24 protein-coding genes, 2 tRNA genes and 1 rRNA gene are annotated in these 23,883 nt (G+C 54.0%); 9 read left to right on the top strand and 18 right to left on the bottom strand.

Annotated elements, in window-relative coordinates; translation table 11 throughout:
- The coding region (locus HMPREF1144_RS21640) for an ISL3 family transposase (RefSeq protein ID WP_009653930.1) at positions 1–445 on the top strand (445 nt) is incomplete at its 5' end.
- Positions 446–614: 169 nt separating this feature from the next.
- Positions 615–1,472, top strand: a complete 858-nt coding sequence (locus HMPREF1144_RS21635) for a glycerophosphodiester phosphodiesterase family protein (RefSeq protein ID WP_004847936.1) — start codon at positions 615–617, stop codon at positions 1,470–1,472.
- A 32-nt stretch (positions 1,473–1,504) separates the two neighbouring features.
- Here the strand turns inward: HMPREF1144_RS21635 and nqrM are convergent, their stop codons facing one another.
- From nqrM to HMPREF1144_RS21600, 7 genes are read right to left on the bottom strand one after another with little or no spacing between them, the layout of a single operon-like run.
- Positions 1,505–1,720: a (Na+)-NQR maturation NqrM gene (nqrM, locus tag HMPREF1144_RS21630; RefSeq protein ID WP_004847934.1), complete on the bottom strand. Its 216-nt coding sequence runs from the start codon at positions 1,718–1,720 to the stop codon at positions 1,505–1,507.
- A 2-nt stretch (positions 1,721–1,722) separates the two neighbouring features.
- Entirely contained in the window at positions 1,723–2,946 is a 1,224-nt protein-coding gene (gene nqrF, locus HMPREF1144_RS21625) for an NADH:ubiquinone reductase (Na(+)-transporting) subunit F (RefSeq protein ID WP_004847931.1), read from the bottom strand.
- 11 nt (positions 2,947–2,957) lie between these two features.
- The gene (gene nqrE, locus HMPREF1144_RS21620) at positions 2,958–3,554 is read right to left on the bottom strand and encodes an NADH:ubiquinone reductase (Na(+)-transporting) subunit E (RefSeq protein ID WP_004847929.1); all 597 of its coding nucleotides are present in this window, start codon (positions 3,552–3,554) and stop codon (positions 2,958–2,960) included.
- 6 nt (positions 3,555–3,560) lie between these two features.
- A complete protein-coding gene (locus HMPREF1144_RS21615) occupies positions 3,561–4,199 on the bottom strand; it encodes an NADH:ubiquinone reductase (Na(+)-transporting) subunit D (RefSeq protein ID WP_009653935.1) in 639 nt (212 codons plus the stop codon).
- Positions 4,192–4,986 carry a Na(+)-translocating NADH-quinone reductase subunit C gene (locus HMPREF1144_RS21610; protein WP_004847924.1) on the bottom strand — a complete coding sequence of 265 codons (795 nt, stop codon included), beginning with the start codon at positions 4,984–4,986 and terminating at the stop codon, positions 4,192–4,194. Before HMPREF1144_RS21610 ends, HMPREF1144_RS21615 begins: the two co-directional genes overlap by 8 nt.
- Complete coding sequence (locus tag HMPREF1144_RS21605) at positions 4,979–6,217, bottom strand: NADH:ubiquinone reductase (Na(+)-transporting) subunit B (protein WP_004847922.1); 1,239 nt, start codon at positions 6,215–6,217, stop codon at positions 4,979–4,981. The genes HMPREF1144_RS21610 and HMPREF1144_RS21605 overlap by 8 nt, the downstream gene beginning before the upstream one ends.
- Positions 6,218–6,220: 3 nt before the next feature.
- A complete protein-coding gene (locus HMPREF1144_RS21600; protein ID WP_004847919.1) occupies positions 6,221–7,564 on the bottom strand; it encodes a Na(+)-translocating NADH-quinone reductase subunit A in 1,344 nt (447 codons plus the stop codon).
- A gap of 413 nt (positions 7,565–7,977) precedes the next feature.
- On the opposite strand from HMPREF1144_RS21600, the gene dpaA reads away from it, so the two are divergent.
- Entirely contained in the window at positions 7,978–8,718 is a 741-nt protein-coding gene (gene dpaA, locus HMPREF1144_RS21595) for a peptidoglycan meso-diaminopimelic acid protein amidase (RefSeq protein ID WP_004847918.1), read from the top strand.
- Here dpaA and HMPREF1144_RS21590 read toward each other — a convergent pair.
- Together HMPREF1144_RS21590 and lpcA are read right to left on the bottom strand one after the other, a co-directional pair.
- Entirely contained in the window at positions 8,689–9,456 is a 768-nt protein-coding gene (locus tag HMPREF1144_RS21590) for a class II glutamine amidotransferase (RefSeq protein WP_004847917.1), read from the bottom strand. The genes dpaA and HMPREF1144_RS21590 overlap by 30 nt on opposite strands.
- Before the next feature lie 209 nt (positions 9,457–9,665).
- A complete protein-coding gene (lpcA, locus tag HMPREF1144_RS21585) occupies positions 9,666–10,247 on the bottom strand; it encodes a D-sedoheptulose 7-phosphate isomerase (RefSeq protein WP_004099149.1) in 582 nt (193 codons plus the stop codon).
- 238 nt (positions 10,248–10,485) lie between these two features.
- Between lpcA and fadE the strand changes: the two genes are divergently transcribed.
- Together fadE and HMPREF1144_RS21575 are read left to right on the top strand one after the other, a co-directional pair.
- A complete protein-coding gene (fadE, locus tag HMPREF1144_RS21580; protein ID WP_004847916.1) occupies positions 10,486–12,930 on the top strand; it encodes an acyl-CoA dehydrogenase FadE in 2,445 nt (814 codons plus the stop codon).
- Positions 12,931–13,114: 184 nt separating this feature from the next.
- Positions 13,115–13,885: an amidohydrolase gene (locus HMPREF1144_RS21575; protein ID WP_004847915.1), complete on the top strand. Its 771-nt coding sequence runs from the start codon at positions 13,115–13,117 to the stop codon at positions 13,883–13,885.
- A 254-nt stretch (positions 13,886–14,139) separates the two neighbouring features.
- On the opposite strand, the gene HMPREF1144_RS21570 is transcribed toward HMPREF1144_RS21575, so the two are convergent.
- Positions 14,140–14,216 (bottom strand) — tRNA-Asp (locus HMPREF1144_RS21570).
- Between the two features lie 132 nt (positions 14,217–14,348).
- Complete coding sequence (dnaQ, locus tag HMPREF1144_RS21565; RefSeq protein ID WP_025108466.1) at positions 14,349–15,080, bottom strand: DNA polymerase III subunit epsilon; 732 nt, start codon at positions 15,078–15,080, stop codon at positions 14,349–14,351.
- A 65-nt stretch (positions 15,081–15,145) separates the two neighbouring features.
- Here dnaQ and rnhA point away from each other — a divergent pair, with 65 nt between their 5' ends.
- On the top strand, positions 15,146–15,613 hold the full coding sequence (rnhA, locus tag HMPREF1144_RS21560; protein ID WP_004129160.1) for a ribonuclease HI: 468 nt from the start codon (positions 15,146–15,148) through the stop codon (positions 15,611–15,613).
- On the opposite strand, the gene HMPREF1144_RS21555 is transcribed toward rnhA, so the two are convergent.
- Positions 15,610–16,332, bottom strand: a complete 723-nt coding sequence (locus HMPREF1144_RS21555) for a class I SAM-dependent methyltransferase (protein ID WP_004847912.1) — start codon at positions 16,330–16,332, stop codon at positions 15,610–15,612. The two genes, rnhA and HMPREF1144_RS21555, sit on opposite strands and share 4 nt — an antisense overlap.
- 32 nt (positions 16,333–16,364) lie before the next feature.
- On the opposite strand from HMPREF1144_RS21555, the gene gloB reads away from it, so the two are divergent.
- Positions 16,365–17,120, top strand: a complete 756-nt coding sequence (gene gloB, locus HMPREF1144_RS21550) for a hydroxyacylglutathione hydrolase (RefSeq protein ID WP_004847911.1) — start codon at positions 16,365–16,367, stop codon at positions 17,118–17,120.
- A gap of 71 nt (positions 17,121–17,191) precedes the next feature.
- Positions 17,192–18,559, top strand: a complete 1,368-nt coding sequence (mltD, locus tag HMPREF1144_RS21545; RefSeq protein ID WP_042928224.1) for a murein transglycosylase D — start codon at positions 17,192–17,194, stop codon at positions 18,557–18,559.
- A 57-nt stretch (positions 18,560–18,616) separates the two neighbouring features.
- On the opposite strand, the gene HMPREF1144_RS21540 is transcribed toward mltD, so the two are convergent.
- The 3 genes from HMPREF1144_RS21540 to HMPREF1144_RS21530 form a co-directional block, all read right to left on the bottom strand.
- Complete coding sequence (locus tag HMPREF1144_RS21540; RefSeq protein ID WP_042928227.1) at positions 18,617–19,387, bottom strand: class I SAM-dependent methyltransferase; 771 nt, start codon at positions 19,385–19,387, stop codon at positions 18,617–18,619.
- A gap of 84 nt (positions 19,388–19,471) precedes the next feature.
- A complete protein-coding gene (locus HMPREF1144_RS21535; protein WP_025108464.1) occupies positions 19,472–20,269 on the bottom strand; it encodes an endonuclease/exonuclease/phosphatase family protein in 798 nt (265 codons plus the stop codon).
- Positions 20,270–20,374: 105 nt separating this feature from the next.
- Positions 20,375–21,565 carry an MFS transporter gene (locus tag HMPREF1144_RS21530; RefSeq protein WP_004847907.1) on the bottom strand — a complete coding sequence of 397 codons (1,191 nt, stop codon included), beginning with the start codon at positions 21,563–21,565 and terminating at the stop codon, positions 20,375–20,377.
- Between the two features lie 104 nt (positions 21,566–21,669).
- Here HMPREF1144_RS21530 and yafC point away from each other — a divergent pair, with 104 nt between their 5' ends.
- Positions 21,670–22,572, top strand: a complete 903-nt coding sequence (yafC, locus tag HMPREF1144_RS21525) for a DNA-binding transcriptional regulator YafC (protein WP_004847906.1) — start codon at positions 21,670–21,672, stop codon at positions 22,570–22,572.
- A 30-nt stretch (positions 22,573–22,602) separates the two neighbouring features.
- Here yafC and dkgB read toward each other — a convergent pair whose 3' ends face one another.
- The 3 genes from dkgB to rrf all read right to left on the bottom strand — a co-directional run bounded on the left by dkgB (position 22,603) and on the right by rrf (position 23,817).
- Positions 22,603–23,406 (bottom strand): 2,5-didehydrogluconate reductase DkgB, encoded by an 804-nt coding sequence (dkgB, locus tag HMPREF1144_RS21520; protein ID WP_009653931.1) that lies wholly within the window; start codon positions 23,404–23,406, stop codon positions 22,603–22,605.
- A gap of 163 nt (positions 23,407–23,569) precedes the next feature.
- Positions 23,570–23,646, bottom strand: a tRNA-Asp gene (locus tag HMPREF1144_RS21515).
- Positions 23,647–23,701: 55 nt separating this feature from the next.
- A 5S ribosomal RNA gene (gene rrf / locus HMPREF1144_RS21510) occupies positions 23,702–23,817 on the bottom strand.
- Positions 23,818–23,883 lie beyond the last annotated feature (66 nt).

The raw sequence follows: 23,883 nt of genomic DNA, 5'->3' as shown, positions 1-23,883 counted from the left end.
CCTCCCTGTTGAAAGTCGTCGTCAGGCAAAGGGAACCCGCTTCCTGTGGCAGTACAGCGATAAGTGGATGACCGAATCCAGGCAGGAAAAGCTGATATGGCTGCGTGCACAGATGAAGTTGACAAGCCAGTGCTGGGCGCTGAAAGAGCTGGCAAAGGATATCTGGAACAGGTCATGGAGCGAGGAAAGACGCGATGACTGGCAGAGATGGCTGGCGCTGGCGGCTAACAGTGATGTCCCCATGATGAAGAACGCGGCCAAAACGATAGGGAAAAGGCTGTACGGCATCCTGAACGCCATGCGCCACGGTGTATCAAACGGAAATGCGGAAGCACTAAACAGCAAGATCAGGCTGTTGAGGATAAAAGCGAGGGGATACCGAAACCGGGAGCGCTTTAAGCTGGGAGTGATGTTCCACTATGGGAAGCTGAATATGGCGTTCTGAGCCTTCCCACCATGATCGGGGAAGACCCACATACATACAGTATAGCAAAATACGGCGACATTTAATCTTTTTAAATCCACTATCCTGAAAAACGTGCCACAACATAAAAATGCAACAAATATAAGTTACTTTTCATATAGTTATATGAGCATATAAGGTGAATGCAATCATGAAATCAATACTTACTGCGCTTGGTTTGCTTATTGCCAGCAGCGCCTGCGCCGCGCCGCAGCTCATTGCGCATCGGGGAGGCACCGGCGATGCGCCGGAAAATACCCTTCCGGCGATAAAACTTGCGCTGGAGAATAAGGCCGAGGCGATTTGGATAACGGTACAATTAAGTCAGGATGGCGTTCCGGTCTTATATCGCCCGAACGATCTCTCCGCGCTGACTGACCATACGGGGAAAATCTCAAGCTTCAGCGCTGCCGAGCTGACCCGTATGGACGCGGGATGGACATGGGGCGGTGAAACTCACCCCTGGCGCGGTAAAAACGCAACCATTCCAACGCTGCAATCGGTACTGGAACAGTGGCCGCAGACCTTCTTTTACATCGATATCAAATCGCCTGATGCAGATCCGGCCATCATGGCGGCGCGTCTTAGCGAAGTACTGCAAAAGACCAATAGCCTCTCGCGCGTACGGGTGTATTCAACGGAAGACCGCTATATCGCGGCGCTGCCAGCATCTATCCCCCATTTCGTCAGCCGGGGCGAAACGCGAACGAAGCTGGCTAATATTTCACTTAGCCACCAGTGCCAGCCAACCACGGCGTCGGGCAATGAATACTGGTACGGTCTGGAGCTGAAACGCAAGGTAGAAATAGTGGAGAAGTTCACGCTGGGCGAAGGCGTATCGCCAGCCACGCTCACCTGGGATAAAGAAGCTATGGATTGTTTCCGCTCACAGGGCAAAGCCCATATTGTCTTCTTCGGCATTAATAGTGCCGATGATTTTCGTACCGCAAGCGAGCTTGGCGCCGACGGCGTGATGGTAGACTCGCCAGCGAAAGCGAAAACCTGGTAAATCAAAAAAGGCCGCACGGTGCGGCCTGCTGATTATAGGATGCGATCCTGCTTGCGCTGTGCTTCGCGAGCCAGGCGTTTTTTGCGCGCATCGCAGGGCTCAGGGCAGTCGCAGACCTTTTCCATACCCAGCGATGAGATCCCGCCGCAGCTGCCCTGAATACTTTTGCGCTTGATCAGATAACCAAGCGACATTCCCAGGATAACCAGCGCGAAAATCACGAAGGTCGCGACAAATACCGTCAGCATCATCAGCCTCCAAAATCGTCCAGCATGATGTTTTCATCCTCAACGCCGAGATCTTTAAGCATTTTAATGACCGCGGCGTTCATCACCGGCGGCCCGCACATGTAGAATTCACAATCTTCCGGCGCCGGATGATCGCGCAGATAGTTTTCATACAGAACGTTATGAATAAAGCCGGTATGGCCGGTCCAGTTATCTTCCGGCTGCGGATCGGAGAGCGCCACGTGGAAGGTAAAATTCGGGTTTTCCCGCGCCAGCTGCTCGAATTCGTCATCATAGAACATTTCTCGCAGAGAGCGCGCACCGTACCAGAAGCTGATTTTACGTTTGCTGTGCAGCCGCTTAAGCTGGTCGAAAATATGCGAGCGCATCGGCGCCATCCCCGCTCCGCCGCCGATAAAGACCATCTCAGCGTCCGTTTCTTTGGCAAAAAATTCCCCAAACGGCCCGGAAATCGTCACTTTATCGCCCGGCTTCAGCGACCAGATATAGGAGGACATAATCCCCGGAGGCGCATCAGGTACCTGCGGCGGCGGCGTTGCGATACGCACGTTGAGCATGATGATACCCTTCTCTTCCGGATAGTTAGCCATGGAGTAGGCGCGTAGCGTTGGCTCTTTCACGTCAGAGACGTAGCGGAAAAGGTTAAATTTATCCCAGTCGCCGCGATACTCGTCCGGAACGTCAAAGTCGGCATAGGCAACCTTGTGCGAGGGGCATTCGATCTGAATATACCCGCCGGCCCGGAACGGAACCGCGTCACCGTCCGGCACGCGCAGCTTCAGCTCCTTAATAAAAGTGGCTTTGTTATCGTTCGAGATAACTTCACACTCCCACTTCTTAACGCCAAAAATCTCCTCCGGCAGCTCAATTTTCATGTTCTGCTTCACCGCGACCTGGCAGGCCAGACGGCAGCCCTCTCTCGCCTCACGCTTGGTGATATGAGACAGTTCGGTAGGCAGAATATCACCGCCGCCCTCTTTCACCGTCACCCGGCACTGGCCGCAGGAGCCGCCGCCGCCGCAGGCGGATGAAACGAAGATACCGTTGCTGGAGAGCGTATTCAGCAGCTTGTCGCCGGCCGGAGTACGAATTTGTTTATCCGCTTCGTTATTGATTTCAATGACCACGTCGCCCGCATTCACTAATTTCGAACGCGCGGCCAGTATCAGCCCCGATAGTACCAGGACGATCAGCGTGAACATCACTACGCCAAGAATTATTTCCATACTTTCCGCCCTTATAGCTGCACACCGGAGAATGACATAAAGCCCAGCGCCATCAGACCCGTGGTAATAAAGGTGATCCCTAACCCGCGCAGACCCGCAGGCACGTTTGCGTATTTCATTTTTTCACGAATGCCCGCCATCGCCACAATTGCCAGCAGCCAGCCGATGCCGGAGCCAAAGCCGTAAACGATGGATTCGGTGAAGTTATAGTCACGCTGCACCATGAAGGAGACGCCGCCAAAGATCGCACAGTTGACGGCGATCAGCGGCAGGAAGATCCCCAGCGCGTTATAGAGCGTCGGGAAGTACTTATCGAGGATCATCTCCAGGATTTGCACCAGCGCGGCAATCACGCCAATAAAGGTAATAAAGTTCAGAAAGCTTAAGTCGACGCCTTCAACCAGCGCACCGTCGCGCAGCACCAGGTTATACACCAGATTATTGATCGGCACCGCCAGCCCAAGTACGACCGTTACCGCCACGCCGAGTCCGAAAGCGGTCGAGACCTTTTTCGATACCGCGAGGAAAGTACACATCCCAAGAAAGAAGGCCAGCGCCATATTTTCAACAAACACGGCGCGAACAAACAGGCTAATATAATGAGCCATAATCGGTTACTCCTTTTCCTGCTGTTCAGGCTTCCAGCTGCGCACCGCCCAAATCAACAAACCGATAATGAAGAACGCACTGGGCGCCAGAAGAAACAGACCATTTGGCTGGTACCAGCCGCCGTTCTGCACCGTTTCCAGCACGGTAATACCGAATAGCTTACCACTGCCGATCAGCTCTCTCAGGAAACCGACGATGATTAGGATCGCCCCGTATCCCAGACCGTTGCCAATACCGTCCATAAAGCTCGCCAACGGCGGCGACTTCATGGCATAGGCTTCGGCGCGCCCCATCACGATACAGTTAGTGATGATCAAACCGACGAAAACCGAAAGCTGTTTCGAGATCTCATAGGCAAACGCGCGTAGCACCTGATCGACGACGATAACCAACGAAGCGATAATCGCCATCTGTACAATGATGCGCACGCTATTCGGAATGTGGTGGCGAATCAAGGAGATAAACATGCTGGAGAATGCCGTAACCAGCGTCACCGCAATGGTCATTACAAAAGCGGTCTCCAGCTTGGTGGTCACCGCCAGCGCGGAGCAGACGCCCAGTACCTGCAGAGTGATAGGGTTATTAGCGATAAGCGGCCCCACCAGCACACGCTTCATTTCTTTCATGTCGCCCAAATCAGCCATTATTCAGCTCCCCTTCTCGCACCTTTTGCAGGAATGGGCCAAAGCCCAGTTTGCCCATCCAGAAATCAAAGCTATGCTGCACGCCGTTTGACGTCAGCGTTGCGCCCGACAGGCCATCAACGGCGTGCAGGTCGCCAGGACGCGCGCCGCCTTTGACGATCCTCAGCGCAGGCATCCCTTTATCATCAAGCACCTGTTTACCGACGAACTGCTGGCGCCAGTTGGGGTTTTCAATTTCTCCGCCCAGCCCCGGCGTTTCACCGTGATCGTAATAGGTGATCCCTTTGACCGTGCGGCCATCGGTTTCCAGCGCAACAAAAGCGTACATCACCGACCACAGGCCGTTACCGTAAATTGGCAGTACCACTTCCTGAATCTGCTGCTTTTCATCGCGCACCAGGTAAATTTCGGCAATATTACTGCGGCGTTTGATACCGGCAGGATCCTGGCTCGCCTCCAGCTGTAGGCTCTGCTGAGGGTCTTTCAGGGCCTGAGCCTGATTAAACTTGCCCGGATCTTTATCCAGCAGCTCACCGCTGGCTAAATCGACTAAACGCGGAGAGATATGGGCCTTAAAAATGTCAGCCACTTCATCTGCGCTCATTCCCTGCTTCATCAGACCGGCAACCGCCAGGATATTGCGCTGTTTATCGAGAGCGCGCTGCTCCTGCTGGCGTGATTTTAGCCCCACGGCAGAACCGGCGACCACAATTGAGCAGACCAGACAAAGCACCAGCACCACCAGCAGCGTTTTGCCGATGCTATCGTTACTTTTATTCTCAGCCACGCGATTTCCTCCGCTTAATATTGGCCCGCACCACCAGGTAATCAAACAGCGGCGCGAAGAGGTTGGCGAAGAGGATCGCCAGCATCATCCCTTCCGGATAGGCCGGGTTGACCACGCGAATCAGGACGCACATCACGCCGATCAGCAGGCCGTAGCTCCATTTACCTTTATCCGTAAACGACGCGGAAACCGGGTCCGTCGCCATAAACATCATGCCGAAGGCAAAACCGCCGAGCACCAGATGCCAGTACCACGGCATGGCAAACATCGGGTTGGTATCAGAGCCTATAAAGTTAAACAGCGTCGCGGTGGCCACCATGCCGATGAAAACCCCTGCGACAATGCGCCACGAGGCCACGCGACCAAAAATGATGATGGCGCCGCCGATGAGAATCATCAGCGTCGAGACTTCGCCAATCGACCCCGGGATATTGCCGAGGAAGGCGTCCATCCAGCTTACCGGCTGACCGGTAGAGACGTTAACCAGCGATTCACCGCCGCCGCTTGCCCACTGTGATAACGGCGTCGCGCCGGAGAAACCATCCGCCGCAGTCCACACCAGGTCGCCGGAAATTTGCGCCGGCCAGGCAAAGAATAAAAACGCGCGCCCCGCCAGGGCCGGGTTGAGAAAGTTACGCCCGGTTCCGCCAAAAATCTCCTTGGCCATGACGACGCCGAAGGTGATCCCGAACGCGGCCTGCCATAGCGGCAGCGATGGCGGCACAATCAGCGCGAACAGAATTGACGTCACGAAGAAGCCTTCGTTTATTTCGTGCTTGCGCACGATAGCAAACAAGACTTCCCAGAACCCGCCGACAAGAAACACGGTGATGTAGATAGGCAGGAAAAATACCGCCCCCAGGGTCATCATACTGAGCCAACCGGCGTCAGCGGTGAAGTTCACTCCCAACCACTGCGCGATGCTGTAGTGCCAGTTCCCGGCGATAACCTGCTGCAGCTGCTCAGCGCCGTATAATTTATGCAGTGCAGGAATGGTCTGCAGGCCAACGTTATACATTCCCCAGAACATCGCCGGGAAAACGGCGAACCACACCAGAATCATCATCCGCTTGAGATCGATGGCGTCTCTGACGTGCGCCGCGCCGCGCGTGACCTGCCCGGGGGTGTAGAACAGCGTCGCCGTCGCTTCAAACAGCGGATAGTATTTTTCCAGCTTGCCGCCGTGCGTAAAGTGCGGCTCAATTTTGTCAAACAGTTGCTTTAAGCCCATCACTTATCCTTCCTGCTCTATCTGGGTTAACACGCTGCGCAATGCCGGGCCATATTCGTACTTGCCGGGACATACGTAGGTGCAAAGCGCCAGGTCTTCTTCATCCAGTTCCAGACAGCCCAGCGCCTGCGCGCTGTCGGTATCCCCCGCCAGCAAATCACGCAGCAGCATGGTGGGCAGAATATCCAGCGGCATCACTCGCTCATAGTTGCCAATCGGCACCATAGCCCGCTCGCCGCCGTTGGTATCCGTCGAGAAATTAAATAGCTTACGCTTCATAAAATGGCCGAGCGTGGTGCGGGTGATGGAAAATTTATCTTTCCCCGGCATTACCCAGCCGAACAGCTCTTTCTCACGCCCCTCTTTTACGACGCTTATCTGTAAATGAAAGCGGCCAAGAAAAGCATGGGGCCCTTGAGCGTGCGTTCCGCTGAGGACTGAACCAGAAATAACGCGGTTTTCATCATCCAGAAGTTCATCTGCCAGCAGTTCATCAAGGCTGGCGCCAGAGCAGGTCTTTAATAAACGAGGCTCTTTCACCTGCGGGCCGCCGAGCGCAACGATACGTTCGCTAGACAACTCCCCTTCCAGGAACAATTTGCCAACGGCGATAACGTCCTGATAGTTAAGATGCCAGACCTGCTTTTTCAGGCTAACCGGCTCGAGAAAATGGATATGGGTCCCGACCAGCCCGGCCGGATGCGGCCCGGCAAACTGGTTGAAGGTCACCTGGCCCACGGGATGCCCGCCAAGCTTGCCACCGCTGGCCTGGCAGACGTGGACCTTACCGTCGGTCAACCGCGTCAACAGGGTTAAGCCCGCGTCAAAAGCCTCGCGCTGGGCCAGAATGATTGGCTGAGGGTCTGCCGCCAGTGGATTCGTATCTATGGCGGTGACAAATATGGCCGCTGGAACGCTGCCCGGCGCAGGTATTTTGCTGAAAGGGCGGGTGCGAAACGCCGTCCACATCCCCGACTCCACCAGCTGCTGCTGCACGGCCTCGCGCGTCAACGCAGCAAGATCGGCTAATTCATAGCGGGGAAAATGAACGGCATCATCGCCATCTACGTCAATAACGACCGATTGCAGTACCCGCCGTTCGCCGCGATGAATGGCGCTGATGGTTCCACTCGCAGGGGCAGTAAATCGCACGCCAGGATTTCTTTTATCTTCGAACAGAAGCTGACCTTTTTGTACCCGGTCTCCTTCACGCACCGCCATCGAGGGGCGCATACCGATGTACTCTTCACCCAACAGCGCAACGCGCTTGACCGCAGTCTTCGAAGAAATCTGCTGTGATGGCATGCCAGCTATGGGCAAATTCAGCCCTTTCGTGATTTTAATCATATCGTTAGCAGGTATCCGTTACGTAAACCCCGGCATCAGGCCGAGGCCAGCATAATTAATGGAAAATAAGAGGAAGAAAGGAACATCGTAGTCCTGATAATTCACAAGACGGGAGAGAAGCATCCTTTCTTACCCTGAGCATTTAGCGGAGCAAGTGTAACATTTCGTGAGCAGCGCCTGTAGACAAACTGCCATTAAGTCGTTCTAAAATGCGAGCTATTACGCAAAGTTCTGACTGCGCTTTACCTGAATATTCGCTATAACGGAAAACTAAAACGTAAACGTGGCACATCGTGCTTGCGAAAAAATGCCGTGATGCTAATGTGAGCGCTCTAAAACCAGAAAACTCTGATTTCGGGTCTCTCTTGCCGTCCTGGCAATGTGGTTATTTGTTTTATCAAGGAACAAGTAGTATGCGCAAAATCGCATTATTTATTGCGATGCTTCTGTTGCCGTGCGTTTCATTCGCAGGGCTACTTAGCAGTAACAGCTCGACAACGCCGATGAGCAAAGAGTATAAGCAGCAGCTCATGGGTTCGCCGGTCTACATTGAGATCTTCAAAGAAGAGCGCATGCTCGATCTTTACGTCAAGATGGGCGAAACCTGGCAACTTCTCGACAGCTACCGGATCTGTAACTACTCCGGCGGGCTAGGTCCAAAGCAGCGCCAGGGCGATTTCAAGAGCCCCGAAGGTTTCTATAACGTTTCCCGCAATCAGCTAAAACCCGACAGCCGTTTCTACAAGGCGATCAATATCGGATTCCCGAACGCTTACGATCGCGCGCATGGCTATGAAGGAAAGTATCTGATGATTCACGGTGCCTGCGTATCCGTTGGCTGTTACGCCATGACCGATACCGGCATTGATGAAATCTTCCAGTTCGTCACCGGCGCGTTAGTCTTCGGCCAGCCCAACGTTCAGGTGAGCATTTATCCTTTCCGCATGACCGACGCCAACATGGCGCGTCACAAATTTTCCTACTTCGCGGATTTCTGGCAGCAGCTGAAACCCGGGTACGACTACTTCCGGCAAACGCATAAGCCGCCGGTGGTTTCGGTAGCCAATGGCCGCTACGTGGTGAGCAAACCGCTCAGCCACGAAGTTGTGCAACCGCAGCTCGCGTCAAACTACTCGGTCCCCGAGGCAAAATAACGCCCACTCGCCTGGCATAATTTTATTCCAGGTTTCGTTGCCGGTAAGCGGTTGAGTGGCGATAACGGAGACCACATCATTCGGTGTGGTCTCGCGTTGAAAGTCAATTTCTACATCCTGATCCAGCAGCGTCGCTACGCCAAACGGCGCCCTTCGCGTAATCCAGTATAAATTCGTCGAGCAAAACGCCATCACGTAGCGCCCATCGGAGAGCAGCATGTTAAACACGCCTTTTTCACGCAGCGCTCCGGCAAGCGTGGCGATAAATCTGAATACCTCAACCATATCGCCCGGCATTTCCGGATAGCGCTCGGTGATGCTGTGCAGCAGCCAGCAGAAGGCCTTTTCGCTGTCGGTCTCCCCGATAGGATGCAGACTTCCCGTCTCGAGGCTCTCATACCCCTCCAGTTGACCGTTATGGGCGTAGGTCCAGTTGCGCCCCCATAGCTCCCGGGTAAAGGGGTGAGTGTTTTCCAGCGCAACGATACCTCGGTTGGCCTGGCGAATATGGGCGATGACCGAGCAGGACTTGATAGGATATTCCTGCACCAGCTTTGCTATGGGCGACTGGAAGCTAGGCTGCGGATCTTTAAATGTGCGACAGCCCTTACCTTCATAAAACGTAATGCCCCAGCCGTCTTTATGTGGCCCGGTTCCGCCACCGCGCTGCACCAGCCCGGTGAAACTGAAGCAAATATCTGTGGGCACATTCGCGCTCATCCCGAGCAATTCACACATAGATCACCTCATACCACTTACTGAAACATAAAAGGCGTTATTGGTGCAGCCAGTTTGGACACGGCCAGCGCGCAGAAACCGGCGCGTACTTCATGTACGTGAGGATGATTCGCTACGCTCCCCCTTCGGGCCGCCCTGAAGGGCGTTCAAAACTCGGTGAGTTTTGTCTGAGCACTGCCCGGGTTCAAAATGGCTAACAAAATAGCCTTTTAAGCTTTAACCATCTCTTTTTCGATCAGCATAATCAGGATATGAATCACTTTAATATGGATTTCCTGAATACGGTCGGCGTAGCCAAAATGCGGTACGCGAATTTCTACATCCGCTGACCCCGCCATTTTACCGCCATCTTTCCCGGTCAGAGTAATCACTTTCATCCCCTGGGCGCGGGCGGCTTCAATCGCTTTGATAACATTACCTGAGTTACCTGAAGTGGAGATCCCCAGTAATACGTCGCCTGCACGCCCCACTGATTCTACATAGCGAGAGAAAACATATTCATATCCGAAATCATTGCTGACGCAAGAGAGATGGCTCACGTCTGAAATCGCAATGGCCGGATAGCCAGGGCGATTTTCACGATAGCGCCCGGTCAGTTCTTCCGCAAAATGCATCGCATCGCAGTGCGAACCGCCGTTACCGCAGGAAAGGACTTTGCCGCCAGCTTTAAAGCTATCCGCCAGCAGCACCGCAGCGCGCTGAATCGCGTGAATGTTGGCTTCGTCCTGCAGAAAGTTAGCCAGCGTTTCAGCGGCTTCATTCAGTTCGTTACGAATAAGATCCTGGTACATGAGGATAATCCTTCAGTATTTGTGGGATAACCCAGGCAGTTTACCGGATAGCCGACGCAGCGAGAAGCAGCACGCAATGCAATCCCCTGTGCTTTTGATTTTATGTGCCGCATTTCCGTACAACAATGTGAGCAAGGTTGTAATTATTTTGTAAACACATTGCTAAAACAAATTACATCCACTACAACCATATCATCACAAGTGGTCAGACCTCCTACAAGACAGGGAGCATTTCTCTATGATGATTTTGAGTATTGTTGCAACCGTTGTTTTACTCGGTGCGCTCTTCTATCACCGAATCAATCTGCTGCTGAGCAGCGCGATTTTGCTTGTCTGGACCGCCGCGCTCGGCGCTGCGGGGCTCTGGAATATCTGGCTGCTGATTCCGCTGGCGATCGTTTTACTGCCGTTTAACCTTGCGCCGATGCGTAAATCCATGATTTCAGTCCCGGCGTTCCGCGCTTTCCGTAAGGTCATGCCGCCGATGTCGCGCACCGAGAAAGAAGCGATTGACGCTGGCACAACCTGGTGGGAAGGCGATCTGTTCCGCGGCAACCCCGACTGGCAGAAACTGCATAACTATCCGCAGCCGCGCCTCACCGCTGAAGAACAAGCCTTTATTGACGGTCCGGTCGAAGAAGCCTGCCGTATGGCGAACGACTTCGAAATTACCCACGAGATGGCCGATCTGCCGCCGGAGCTGTGGGCCTATCTGAAAGAGCATCGCTTCTTCGCGATGATCATTAAGAAAGAGTACGGCGGGCTGGAATTCTCCGCCTACGCGCAGGCTCGCGTCCTGCAAAAGCTATCGGGCGTCTCCGGGATCCTGGCGATTACCGTCGGCGTGCCGAACTCATTAGGCCCGGGCGAGCTGCTGCAGCATTACGGTACAGAAGAACAGAAAAACCACTATTTGCCGCGCCTGGCTCGCGGCCAGGAGATCCCGTGCTTCGCGCTGACCAGCCCGGAAGCGGGTTCAGATGCCGGCGCCATTCCGGATACCGGCGTCGTCTGCATGGGCGAATGGCAGGGCCAGCAGGTGCTGGGTATGCGCCTGACCTGGAACAAACGCTATATCACACTTGCGCCTATCGCCACCGTACTGGGGCTGGCGTTTAAACTCTCCGATCCAGACCGCCTGCTGGGTGGAGAAGAGGAGCTGGGCATCACCTGCGCGCTCATCCCCACCAGCACCCCCGGCGTTGAAATCGGGCGTCGCCATTTCCCGCTGAACGTTCCGTTCCAGAACGGCCCGACCCAGGGGAAAGATATTTTCGTTCCTATCGATTACATTATTGGCGGCCCGGCGATGGCCGGCCAGGGCTGGCGGATGCTGGTTGAGTGTTTATCCGTGGGACGCGGCATCACCCTGCCGTCAAATGCTACCGGCGGCCTGAAATCCGTCGCCATGGCTACAGGCGCCTACGCGCACATTCGCCGCCAGTTCAAAATCTCTATCGGTAAAATGGAAGGGATCGAAGAACCGCTGGCGCGTATCGCAGGCAACGCCTATGTAATGGATGCCGCTGCCTCGCTGATTACCTACGGTATTATGCTTGGCGAAAAACCAGCCGTACTGTCGGCAATTGTGAAGTATCACTGTACTCACCGTGGTCAGCGTTCCATTATTGACGCAATGGATATTACCGGCGGTAAGGGCATTATGCTCGGTACCGGAAACTTCCTGGCGCGGGCCTATCAGGGCGCGCCGATCGCCATCACCGTTGAAGGGGCGAATATTCTGACCCGCAGCATGATGATCTTCGGCCAGGGTGCGATTCGCTGCCATCCGTACGTACTGGATGAAATGGCGGCCGCGCAGAATAACGACGTTAACGCTTTCGATAAGCTGCTGTTTAAACACATCGGGCACGTGGGCAGCAATAAGGTACGCAGTTTCTGGCTGGGCCTGACCCGTGGTCTCACCAGCAGCTCGCCGACCCGCGATGCCACTCGTCGCTACTATCAACATATGAACCGACTGAGCGCCAACCTGGCTCTGCTGTCCGATGTCTCAATGGCGGTACTGGGCGGTAGTCTGAAGCGTCGTGAAAGAATTTCTGCGCGTCTGGGCGATGTGCTGAGCCAGCTCTACCTGGCGTCGGCGGTCCTGAAACGCTATGACGATGAGGGGCGTAACGAAGCGGACTTACCGCTGGTTCACTGGGGGGTGCAGGATGCGCTGTATCAGGCCGAGCAGGCGATTGACGATCTGTTGGTGAACTTCCCGAATCGTCTGGTCGCTGGGGCGCTTCGCGTGGCAATCTTCCCGACCGGACGTCATTACCTGGCGCCTTCAGACAAGCTGGATCATAAAGTAGCAAAAATCCTGCAGGTTCCGAGCGCGACGCGTTCGCGTATCGGCCGCGGTCAGTATCTGACGCCGAGCGAGCATAATCCGGTTGGCCTGCTGGAAGAAGCGCTGCTTGATGTTATGGCAGCAGACCCTATCCACCAGCGCCTGTGCAAAGAGCTGGGCAAGAATCTGTCGTTTACGCGTCTTGATGAACTGGCCCGCAACGCGCTGGCAAAAGGGTTAATCAATCAGGACGAGGCGGACATTCTGGTCCGTGCGGAAACCAGCCGGCTGCGCAGCATTAACGTCGACGATTTCGCCCCAGATGAACTGGCGACCCGCCCGGTAAAGCTACCGGAGAAAGTGCGCAAGATCGAAGCGGCTTAAAAACGAAAAAATAAACCCATCACGATCGAGGCGGGGACTTCCCCGCCTCTCTTTTTTTCTGACAATTCAGCGGAAGGTATTTCCAGGGCTGTCATTCTTTTACAAAATATTCCCTGAGCCGTCCATCGGCTGATATGGTGTTAAAGTCATTATAATTCCTCTCATCATACTGGAGTTCACCACCGTGCCCGGACTGAAAATTACCCTTTTACAACAACCGCTGGTGTGGATGGACGGTCCCGCCAACCTGCGCCATTTCGATCGTCAACTGGAAGGGATTACCGGGCGTGACCTCATTGTTTTACCAGAAATGTTCACCACCGGTTTCGCGATGGAAGCAGCAAAGCAGTCGCTGTCGCAAGAGGAAGTGGTAGCCTGGATGGAGGCTAAAGCCGACCAAACCAACGCGCTGATTGCCGGTAGCGCCGCGCTGCAAACGGACCGCGGTCCGGTTAACCGCTTCTTGCTGGTTGAGCCCGGCGGTAAAATCCATTTCTATGACAAACGCCACCTGTTTCGCATGGCGGATGAACATCATCATTACGCAGCGGGTAACGAGCGGGTCATTTTTGCCTGGCGCGGCTGGAGAATTCTGCCGCTGGTATGCTACGACCTGCGCTTCCCCGTGTGGTCACGCAACCATAACGACTACGATTTAGCGCTGTATGTTGCCAACTGGCCCGCCCCGCGCTCAATGCACTGGCAGTCGCTGCTGGTCGCCAGAGCAATTGAAAACCAGGCCTACGTTGCTGGCTGCAACCGCGTCGGCACCGATGGTAACGGCCACCACTATCGGGGCGATAGTCGGATAATCACGCCGCAGGGTGAGATTATCGCGACGGCGGAACCGCATCAGGCGACTCGCCTGGATGCTGAGCTTTCGCTGACGTCGCTAAAAGAGTATCGCGAGAAGTTTCCGGCCTGGCAGGACGCTGACCCCTTCACGCTCAACTAAAGCCAGCCTGGCAGGGAAGCCCTGGCTCCCTTTTTATGTCTCAAACCAGCGCTATCCCGCCAACTCGCCCCAGGTCCCTACAGGTAAACGCCCGCAGCGCGGAACAAGAATATGAATGCTGTTAACGCCAGGCTCGCGGGCAAACGTTGTCAGCCCGGCGCGACGGATGGCTGGCGAAGACAGGGAAGAGAATGTGTTCTGCAGGCTAAAACGACGAAAGCCTGAATCATTGCTGATTCAGGCTTTCTGAATAGTGGCGGAACGGACGGGACTCGAACCCGCGACCCCCTGCGTGACAGGCAGGTATTCTAACCGACTGAACTACCGCTCCACTTACTGTTCCCTTGGGAACGAGGCGAATATTACGGATTCCCCTCTACTCCGTCAACGCTTTTTCTTCATTTTTGAATCGCTTGCTGCAAAAATCACCCAACAGACTATTTTTAGCGCGTTTACGGGTAAATCAGGCCCGCCACAGGCAGCTTCCGCCTTTCTTTTGCACCAGATCGAGCCGCGACTCGTGGTTCATCAGCTCTTCATCAGAGGCGTAAACCACCCGTAATTTGCTGGCGGCGCGCACAACGCGTTGAATGCCCATTTCTCCGGCCTGCTGCTGCCCTTCCCCTTCCATTGAGAAAGCCATCGTCGTCTGGCCACCGGTCATCATCAGATAAACGTCGGCCAGAATCTGGGCATCGAGCAACGCCCCGTGCAGCGTTCGCTTGCTGTTGTCTATTTCATAACGTGAACAGAGGGCATCAAGGCTATTACGCTTGCCCGGGAACATTTTACGCGCCAGGGCCAGACTATCGGTCACCTTACAAAAAGTATCCGTCTTCGGAATGCCGCGATTCAGCTTAGCAAATTCATAGTCCATAAAGCCGATATCGAACGATGCGTTATGGATGACCAGCTCCGCGCCGCGGATATAGTCGAGAAACTCATCGACCACATCACCAAACGCGGGCTTATCCATCAGGAATTCGTCCGCAATACCGTGGACGCCAAACGCTTCAGGATCCACCAGCCGGTCCGGCTTTAAATAGACGTGGAAGTTGTTTCCGGTCAGGCGGCGGTTGATCACCTCCACCGCACCGATTTCAATTATCTTGTGCCCTTCATAGTGCGCACCAATCTGATTCATACCGGTGGTTTCGGTATCGAGAACGATCTGTCGCGTAATTGCAGTGCTCATAGCGGTCATTTATGTCAGACTTACCGTTTTACGTATCGATTTCAATTACAGGAAGTCTACCAGAGATGCTCAAACAGGTAGAAATTTTCACCGATGGTTCTTGCCTGGGAAACCCAGGTCCTGGCGGCTACGGTGCGATTTTACGCTATCGCGGGAAGGAAAAAACTTTTAGCGAAGGCTTTAACCTTACAACGAACAACCGCATGGAGATGATGGCCGCCATCGTCGCCCTGGAAGCGCTGAAAGAACATTGTGAAGTGATCCTCAGTACCGACAGCCAGTATGTGCGTCAGGGGATTACGCAGTGGATCCACAACTGGAAAAAACGCGGCTGGAAAACGGCCGACAAGAAACCGGTAAAAAATGTCGATCTCTGGCAGCGCCTGGATGCCGCGCTGGGTCAACACAAGATAAAATGGGAATGGGTTAAAGGCCATGCCGGACATCCGGAAAACGAACGTTGCGACGAACTGGCGCGCGCGGCGGCATCTAACCCAACCCGGGACGACATCGGTTATCAGGCAGAAAGTTAATTCTGCCCCTTGCGCCACTGACGCGTGGCGCCTACCGCCTGCGGTATTCGTTTTTTTGCTTTGCCCGATTTCATCGGGTTTAGCGTCAATGGGATAGTGCGTTTACGGGCAACAATAAGCTGCAGACATCCCAACGCCGGTAGATGCGTGCTGAGCATTTTTCCCCCGTGGCGCGACCAGGGAAGGACCTGATAGCCCCCGTAGTGCATAACTTCAAAATTCAGCAACCCCAGCCAGTCCATCTGACGCGTTAAGGTGAACATGCGGCTGTTATAGGGGGGCTTATTGCGTAACACCGGCACCAGTTTACGTAACCCCATCAGGCTTACAGGATTAAAACTGGTTAAAATTATCCAGCCATCGTCAATCAGCACCCGGTCCGCCTCCCGCAGCAGTCGATGCGGATCGCTGCACCACGGTAAGGTATGCGCCAGCAGGCAGGCATCTACCGACTTTTCGGCAAAAGGCAAATGCAGCGGATCGGCCTTTACCTGCACAGGATTCCCCTGCAAAGAGACATTCACCTGATGGGAAATCGCGCAGGCTTCGGTATTGATTTCCGCGCTCAGATTGCCAATCTTAAGTAAATGAAAGCCATATAATTTAGCGAGCCACGGTTTCATCTGCCGTTCCAGCGATTCGCGGTAGTATTCGCCCCACGGCATGCTGGACCAGTGCTCTGGCGCTGTAACTGTATGAGGTATCCTTGCCGGCTTCATCGCAACCTTCCGCTACGCATTAGAGGTAATTTATGAATCTTATCAGTATTCCCGCATTTCAGGACAACTACATCTGGGTTCTTAGTGAAGATAGCGGGCGCTGCCTGATAGTCGATCCCGGAGAAGCCGCGCCCGTGCTCGCCGCCGTCGAACAAAACCGCTGGCAGCCGGAAGCTATCTTGTTGACGCATCACCACCGCGACCACGTTGGCGGCGTTAAACAACTGCGGGAAAAATTTCCGAACCTGGTGGTTTACGGGCCGGCAGAAACCCAGGATAAGGGCGCAACCCACGTCGTGAAGGACGGAGATAGCCTCACCGTTTTGGGCCGCGAATTTTCTATTTTTGCCACGCCAGGTCACACTTTAGGACACATCTGTTTCTACAGCACACCTTATCTATTTTGTGGCGATACAATGTTTTCCGGCGGCTGCGGCAGACTATTCGAAGGGACCGCAGAGCAGATGTATCAATCATTTAAGAAGATTAGCGCCCTTCCTGATGAAACATTAATATGTTGCGCACATGAGTACACTTTAGCAAACATGAAGTTTGCAATGAGCATCCTCCCCCATGATAGGGAGATAAACGATTACTACCGCAAAGTTAATGAGTTACGTGCAAAAAACCAAAAAACACTCCCCGTAACTCTGAAAAATGAGCGTCTTATTAATTTATTTCTTCGAACGGATGATGATGATTTAATTAAAGAAATAGACAAAGAAACAAATTTGCAACACTCTATTCAGCGATTTGCCTGGTTAAGGTCAAAGAAAGACGACTTCTGATATTTAATTCTTGTCTTCAGACGACTTCACCGTTATCCTTGCTCGTCTTTTAAGCAACTATTGACACACACATGAAGGCACGAGCGATTTTACTCGCCTCTGTCCTGCTGGTGGGGTGCCAGGCGTCTAAGAACGATGGCACCGTACAACAGCACGCACAGAGCCTTTCTGCAGCGAGTCAAGGGGAAGCAAGCAAGTTCACAAGTCGAGCGCGCTGGTTAGATGATGGAACCTTCTACGCGCAAGACCAGGATCTGTGGACTTCAATAGGCGACGAGCTAAAGATGGGAATTCCGGAAAACGTCCGGATTCGCGAACAAAAACAGAAGTACTTAAGAAATAAGAGCTATCTCCACGATGTAACTTTACGGGCAGAGCCGTATATGTACTGGATAGCCGGGCAAGTTAAGAAACGTAACATGCCAATGGAACTGGTATTACTACCCATAGTGGAGAGCGCTTTTGACCCGCACGCAACGTCTGGCGCCAATGCCGCAGGCATTTGGCAGATCATTCCGAGCACCGGGCGCAATTATGGTTTGAAACAGACCCGCAGTTACGATGCGCGTCGTGACATCGTTGCCTCAACCACGGCGGCGTTAAACATGATGCAACGTCTGAACAAAATGTTCGACGGCGACTGGTTGTTAACCGTCGCTGCCTATAACAGCGGCGAAGGTCGGGTAATGAAGGCTATCAAAGCGAACAAATCGCGGGGTAAACCCACCGATTTCTGGTCGCTGTCATTACCACAAGAAACCAAAATATACGTACCAAAAATGCTGGCCCTGAGCGATATTCTCAAGAACAGCAAGCGGTATGGCGTAAGGCTGCCGACAGCAGACGAAAGCCGTGCCCTGGCGCGTGTACGTCTCGACAGTCCGGTTGAGATTTCACAGCTAGCGGATATGGCAGGAATGCCCGTCAGCAAGCTGAAAACGTTCAATGCAGGCGTTAAGGGGTCGACTCTGGGCGCGAACGGGCCGAATTACGTACTGGTACCGCAGAAGCATGCGGCGCAGCTGCGCGAGTCTTTGGCCTCCGGTGATATTGCCGCCGTGCAGCCGACGCTGCTGACGGATAACAAGCCGTTGACCAGCCGCAGCTACGAGGTGCGCTCCGGTGACACCATCTCCGGTATTGCATCGCGTCTCGGCGTATCAACGAAAGATCTGCAGCAGTGGAACGGTATTCGCGGTTCTAACCTGAAAGTCGGTCAGAATCTGGTGATTGGCGCGGGCAGCAGCGCTGAACGTCTGGCAAACAATAGCGATAGCATTACCTATCGCGTGCGTAAGGGCGACTCTTTGTCGAGCATTGCGAAACGCCATGGCGTGAACATTCGCGATGTGATGCGCTGGAACAGCGATACCGGCAACCTGAAGCCCGGCGATCAGCTGACGCTGTTTGTGAAAAACAGCGACAGACCAGAATCCTGATGATTCAGCAGGCATTAAAAAAGGCACCCATGCGGTGCCTTTTGTTTTATCTCTCCGTTAGATGGCCTTATGGGCCTCAAACATAATCGTATCGCTGGTGAAAGAACCATCCTGCTGCAATGCAAAATAGGCTTTGACCTCCGCCGATGCGCTCTCCTGGTATAAACGAATCGCTTCCGTCAGCGCCGCTGGCGTCCGCATCCGCGCGACCCAGGAGCTGAACTCCAGAGGCAGGCGATCGGTCAGCAGATGATTTATCACCAAACCGGCCTCACTCGCCATTGTCAGCCATTCGCCGCTGGAGTAGTTGCGAACATGGGAGGTATCGCGCAGCGCCTCAACCGTCTGCAGCCAGACGTCGCGAACAGGATGGCCGGGAGACATCACATCCATAATAATCATCACTCCGCCCGGTTTCAGCACCCGCTTCACTTCACGCAATGCCTGGCCGACATCATGCCAGTGATGCGCAGAATAACGGCTGATCGCGACATCAAAGCTGGCATCAGCGAAAGGCAAAGATTCGGCATAGCCCTGCTGCGTGACAATGTTAGCAAAACCTTTATCCCTTGCGGCCTGAGCCACCACCTCCAGCATCTGGCTGGATAAATCATATGCCGTTACCAGGGCAACCTGTCCTGCCGCCGCAAAGCTGGCGTGTCCGGCACCGCATCCCATATCCAGCACATGGGCCTGAGGGAAGTCCGCCAGCCGTTCGGCCAGGCGCTGCAGATCGCGCCCTGAAGCGTGTACGGCACTGCTCAGGTAGGCGCTGGCCTGTGAGCCAAACTGTTTTTCGACGTTGTCATGATGAGAGCGTGTTGTCATTGCATTGTCCTTCGGTTTTTTGAGTAATAAAGGCAGCACCATGCATACGCAGGCCTGCCCCATGGCAGGCCTGACATACCTTAATTAATCAGGCTTGCCGGGACTGAATTCAACTAGTAGCGGGTTGTGGTCGGACGCGCGGGTCACCAGCACGGAAGCATCGTGCACGCTTAACCCCCGGTAGAACACAAAATCAAGCGGGCGGCCAAAAGTACGGCGCCGCTGATCGTCAGAGAAGCGGACTTCGCGCAGCGACATTTCACGCGCAAAGCGATACAAAGCGTTCATTCGCGGACGACTCCAGGCGTTAAAGTCACCCGCCATTATCACCGGCCCGCTGTGATGGGCAATCTGGTCGCCAATCGGCAGCAGCTGCTTGCTGTAAACATCCACGCCAAGACTAAAGTTGACCGCGTGGATATTCACCACCATCAGCAGCCGGGTATCCGGTAACGGGTAAACGGTAACCAACGCTGACTTTGCCAGCCGCAGGATAGGCTCGCGCTCGCGCAGTGGGCAGCAGTAAATGGGATGGGCGGAAGCTAACGTCATCACGCCGGAAGGATGCTGCGGAAGTACCAGTGCCGGAACCTGGTCAGCGGCCAGATAATTGGAGGTGGCGAATTTCACTAACTCAGGCGTGGTTTGCGCTTCCTGTAATAACACCAGGTGCGCATCTTTACCGAAATTATTAAGCACGGATTTCCACTCTGCGCGCTGCTGTTTGAAGATGTTCCACACCAGCACGCGGATTTTCTCATCCGAACTTAACGGTACCCCGGCCGGAAAAGCCGGAGTCATGCCAGCAAACGACCCCGGAGGTAAAATTCTCTCCGCGGGTTGTCCGGCGACGTAGCGCATGGCATAGGTATTCTTTCGCAATTTAGGCATCAAACCTCGATAACAGGAAACCAGCCCGAGACTGCAGCTGGTCCTTCTGTTATAGGGATTTTTGTATACACTTTCAATGCAATTTGCCAGAAACCTTTATCCTTCTACGGAAAGAACCGTAGCACAGCGCTGAGGCTTATCGAGCCGGCCGCTAAGAACCACCAGCAACAGCGCGACCAGAACTATCAGCGCGCCAATCCAGGGCGTCTGATCCAGACCATAATGTTCTACCGTTTGCCCGCCAATCACCGATCCTAAGGCAATCCCGATGTTAAAGGCGGCAATATTCAGGCCTGAGGCAACGTCAACCGCGCCTGGAGTATACTGCTCCGCTTTCTGCACAACGTATACCTGCAGACCCGGAACGTTACCGAATGCGAAGATGCCCATCACCAGTACCGTCGCCAGCGCCGCATACTGAATGCTGGCCGTAAGCTGAAAGATCAGCAGTAAAGCAGCCAGGGCGGCAAAAATCAGCTTCAGCGCGGGCACGGCGCCATGCTTATCTGCTAACTTTCCGCCCCATACGTTGCCCACCGCTACAGAAACACCGTAGCCCAGGAGGATCCAGCTAACGGCCGCCGGGCTAAATCCGGCAAGATCCTGCATCATCGGCGCCAGGAAGGTAAAAGCGGTGAATACGCCGCCATATCCCAAAGCCGTAATGGCATAGATTATCAGTAAACGGGGATGAGTCAGAACCTGGAGCTGGGCGCGCAAACCGGCGCTGACACGACCGGGAATGTTATTCGGCACCAGGATAAGGCTGCTCATTAACGCGATTACGCCAAGGATCGACACGGCAAGGAACGTCTCGCGCCAGCCAAAGTGTTGGCCGATAAAGGTGCCCAATGGTACGCCGGTCACCAGCGCAACGGTCAGACCGCCAAACATAATCGCAATCGCCGAAGCCGCTTTCTCTTTCGGGACCAGGCTGGTCGCAATTGTCGATCCGATCGAAAAGAATACCCCGTGAGCCAGTCCCGTCAGCAGACGTGCCAGAACCAGAGTTTCATAACCCGGCGCCTGCCAGGCCAGCAGGTTACCGGCGGTAAACAGCGCCATTAACGCCAGCAGCAGTTGCTTACGTGGCATACGCCCGGTCAGCGCGGTGAGCACCGGGGCGCCAATCGCCACGCCGAGCGCGTAGATAGAAACCAACAGCCCCGCAGAGGGTAGCGAAATAGCGAGTTGTTCTGCAATGGTGGGCACCAGGCCCACAATGACAAATTCGGTCGTGCCAATAGCAAAGGCACCGATAGTTAAGGCAAGTAGCGCCAGCGGCATAATGTACTCCGTATCAACATGATTAAGATGACACGTAGTATGAAGAGATGCTTTAATAACAAAAATAGCCAAAGTATCAATAGAATTTTGCCACAGGTGCAATAATGAGAGCTACCTCAGAAGAAATCGCCATTTTTGTCGCCGTGGTCGAGAGCGGCAGCTTTAGCCGCGCAGCGGAACAGCTAGGTCAGGCCAATTCCGCCGTCAGCCGGGCGGTGAAAAAGCTGGAATCAAAGCTCGGCGTGAGCCTGCTTAACCGTACGACCCGTCAGCTAAGCCTGACCGAAGAAGGAGAGCGTTATTTCCGTCGCATGCAGGTTGTGCTTCAGGAGATGGCCGCTGCCGAAAATGAACTTCTGGAGAGTCGTACGACGCCAAGAGGACTATTACGGGTTGATGCCGCGACGCCGGTGATACTGCATTTTCTGATGCCGTTGATAAAACCCTTCCGCGAGCGTTATCCAGAGATGAGCCTTACGCTGGTCTCGTCCGAAACCTTTATCAATCTGATTGAGCGGAAAGTTGACGTCGCGATCCGCGCCGGCACGCTGACCGATTCCAGCCTGCGCGCCAGGCCATTGTTTAATAGCTACCGCAAAATAATCGCTTCACCGGACTATCTTGCTCGCCATGGAACGCCGCAAAGCGTCGCTGAGCTAAAAAATCATCAATGCCTCGGTTTTAGCGAACCTGTTTCATTGAATACCTGGCCAGTCTCCTGCTGCGATGGCCAGCTGCTGGAAATCGAAAGCGAGATATCTTCCAATAGCGGAGAAACGCTCAAGCAGCTGTGCCTGGCCGGTAACGGAATCGCCTGTCTGTCGGACTATATGGTGGATAAGGAAATTGCTGAAGGAGCGTTTGTCGAACTGCTGGCTGATAAACGGCTGCCGGTTGAAATGCCGTTTAGCGCGGTTTACTACAGCGACAGAGCCGTAAGCACGCGGATCAGAGCCTTTATCGACTTTCTTAGCGAACATGTAAAACAGCTCCCGAAGGAGCTGTAAGAGGGTTGTAGAGTACAGAGGGGGATTAGATTAGTCCCATTCAGGCGCCAGACCGTCCGGGCTAACCAGACGATCGTTGCAATCCAGCGCGGCGATCGCCTGGCGATCGTCTTCATCAAGCTGCAGATCCTGAGCTTTAAGATTGCTTGCCAGGTTTTCGCGCTTAGTCGAAGACGGAATTACCGCATAACCTTCCCCCATTGCCCAGGCCAGGATAACCTGTGCCGGCGTGGCATTATGTTTCATCGCAATACGTGCAATCACTTCATCTTTCAGCGCTTTACCGTAGGCCAGCGTCATGTAAGAGGTGATATGAATACCGTGTTCACGCGCCCAATCAACCACTTTACGGTTCTGCAGGTACGGAGAGAGTTCAACCTGGTTGGTCGCAATATTCTCTGCGCCAACGGCGGCAATTGCCCGCGCCATCAGCGGAATGGTGAAGTTAGAAATACCAATCTGACGGGTCAGCCCCTGCTTTTTCGCTTCCAGCAGCGCGGCCATAAACTCTTCGACGGCAACGGCATCGTTTGGCGACGGCCAGTGGATTAACGTCAGGTCGACATAGTCAGTCCGCAGCTTCAGCAGGCTCTCTTTCAGGCTGGCGATCAGCTTGTCTTTGCTGAGATTTTCAATCCAGATCTTGGTGGTGATGAACAGATCATCGCGCGCAACGCCGCTTTCAGCAATAGCCTGACCCACAGCAGCTTCATTATCATAGACTTGCGCGGTATCAATGGTGCGATAGCCCAGCTCAAGCGCCGTTTTTACAGATGCAATAACCACGTCATCTTTCAGACGGAAGGTCCCAAGACCAAATGCTGGGATTGTCATGATTTTCCTCTTTATTCATTTATATCGGTTAACGAGGGTAATTATGACCAACGAGAGGATTGAGAAAAAGAGCGCTAAACGCAGAGGATTTTTGCTAAAAAAGCAATAATAAAGCGGCAGGCAAAGAAAAAGCCCTGAGCAAATGCTCAGGGCTTTTAATAAGTGGCGGAACGGACGGGACTCGAACCCGCGACCCCCTGCGTGACAGGCAGGTATTCTAACCGACTGAACTACCGCTCCACCGAATACTTCTGTAACCACCGGATTTATGCACCGGCTTACTACTTAATTTGATGCCTGGCAGTTCCCTACTCTCACATGGGGAGACCCCACACTACCATCGGCGCTACGGCGTTTCACTTCTGAGTTCGGCATGGGGTCAGGTGGGACCACCGCGCTGTCGCCGCCAGGCAAATTCTGTTGTCAGAAACGAATCTTTTATCTTTCGTTCCCGAAAATCTGTAATCTAAGCTGAAA

The sequence above is a fragment of the Klebsiella sp. OBRC7 genome (genome assembly GCF_000293135.1).
Lineage (GTDB): Bacteria > Pseudomonadota > Gammaproteobacteria > Enterobacterales > Enterobacteriaceae > Klebsiella > Klebsiella michiganensis.
This window is presented reverse-complemented; position numbering and strand designations above follow the sequence as displayed.

Coding starts and splice junctions, on each gene's coding strand:
- HMPREF1144_RS21635 (WP_004847936.1), top strand. CDS start 615: ATGAAATCAATACTTACTGCGCTTGGTTTGCTTATTGCCAGCAGCGCC.
- nqrM (WP_004847934.1), bottom strand. CDS start 1,720: ATGCTGACGGTATTTGTCGCGACCTTCGTGATTTTCGCGCTGGTTATC.
- nqrF (WP_004847931.1), bottom strand. CDS start 2,946: ATGGAAATAATTCTTGGCGTAGTGATGTTCACGCTGATCGTCCTGGTA.
- nqrE (WP_004847929.1), bottom strand. CDS start 3,554: ATGGCTCATTATATTAGCCTGTTTGTTCGCGCCGTGTTTGTTGAAAAT.
- HMPREF1144_RS21615 (WP_009653935.1), bottom strand. CDS start 4,199: ATGGCTGATTTGGGCGACATGAAAGAAATGAAGCGTGTGCTGGTGGGG.
- HMPREF1144_RS21605 (WP_004847922.1), bottom strand. CDS start 6,217: ATGGGCTTAAAGCAACTGTTTGACAAAATTGAGCCGCACTTTACGCAC.
- HMPREF1144_RS21600 (WP_004847919.1), bottom strand. CDS start 7,564: ATGATTAAAATCACGAAAGGGCTGAATTTGCCCATAGCTGGCATGCCA.
- dpaA (WP_004847918.1), top strand. CDS start 7,978: ATGCGCAAAATCGCATTATTTATTGCGATGCTTCTGTTGCCGTGCGTT.
- HMPREF1144_RS21590 (WP_004847917.1), bottom strand. CDS start 9,456: ATGTGTGAATTGCTCGGGATGAGCGCGAATGTGCCCACAGATATTTGC.
- lpcA (WP_004099149.1), bottom strand. CDS start 10,247: ATGTACCAGGATCTTATTCGTAACGAACTGAATGAAGCCGCTGAAACG.
- fadE (WP_004847916.1), top strand. CDS start 10,486: ATGATGATTTTGAGTATTGTTGCAACCGTTGTTTTACTCGGTGCGCTC.
- dnaQ (WP_025108466.1), bottom strand. CDS start 15,080: ATGAGCACTGCAATTACGCGACAGATCGTTCTCGATACCGAAACCACC.
- rnhA (WP_004129160.1), top strand. CDS start 15,146: ATGCTCAAACAGGTAGAAATTTTCACCGATGGTTCTTGCCTGGGAAAC.
- HMPREF1144_RS21555 (WP_004847912.1), bottom strand. CDS start 16,332: ATGAAGCCGGCAAGGATACCTCATACAGTTACAGCGCCAGAGCACTGG.
- gloB (WP_004847911.1), top strand. CDS start 16,365: ATGAATCTTATCAGTATTCCCGCATTTCAGGACAACTACATCTGGGTT.
- mltD (WP_042928224.1), top strand. CDS start 17,192: ATGAAGGCACGAGCGATTTTACTCGCCTCTGTCCTGCTGGTGGGGTGC.
- HMPREF1144_RS21540 (WP_042928227.1), bottom strand. CDS start 19,387: ATGACAACACGCTCTCATCATGACAACGTCGAAAAACAGTTTGGCTCA.
- HMPREF1144_RS21530 (WP_004847907.1), bottom strand. CDS start 21,565: ATGCCGCTGGCGCTACTTGCCTTAACTATCGGTGCCTTTGCTATTGGC.
- yafC (WP_004847906.1), top strand. CDS start 21,670: ATGAGAGCTACCTCAGAAGAAATCGCCATTTTTGTCGCCGTGGTCGAG.
- dkgB (WP_009653931.1), bottom strand. CDS start 23,406: ATGACAATCCCAGCATTTGGTCTTGGGACCTTCCGTCTGAAAGATGAC.